Below are 435 nucleotides of genomic sequence, written 5' to 3'. Positions count from 1 at the left end.
GTAGGTCAGCATCACCATGACCTGGCAGTTCCGTACGTCACCGGTCACTCCGCAGTGCTGCGGGGCGACTCCGACGGACTTGGTCCCCTTCTTCCGCACCTGCGTGTCGTCCAGGACCAGCGACCCGACCGGGTCGCCCAGGTGTTCGGCCACATACCCGCGCAGCTCGTCCAGCAGCGCGTCCGCCGACCACGAGGCCGCGTTCAGGAACTTCTGGATCCGCGACGGCGTGACATGGCCCGCCCGTGCGGACATCGTCCACGCGTTCTTCCGGCGCAGGTCCGACAGCAACCCCTCGACCAGATCCGCGAACACCTCACGGGGCTCCGGCCGCGCGAACAGGTGGTCGAAATCTCCGAGGAAGATCGCTAACTCTTCGGCCCACCATCCGAGTTGCTCCTCTGTCACATCTACCAGCATGACCGCTCAACGACA

Annotated in this window: 1 protein-coding gene; it reads right to left on the bottom strand. The window is 65.5% G+C overall.

Annotation, left to right across the window (positions count from 1 at the left end; all coding sequences use genetic code 11):
* A partial coding sequence (locus C7C46_RS32530; RefSeq protein ID WP_146259310.1) for a transposase occupies positions 1-420 on the bottom strand: 420 nt, incomplete at its 3' end.
* Between the last annotated feature and the right edge of the window lie 15 nt (positions 421-435).

The organism is Streptomyces tateyamensis, assembly GCF_003205575.1.
Lineage (GTDB): Bacteria > Actinomycetota > Actinomycetes > Streptomycetales > Streptomycetaceae > Kitasatospora > Kitasatospora tateyamensis.
This window is presented reverse-complemented; position numbering and strand designations above follow the sequence as displayed.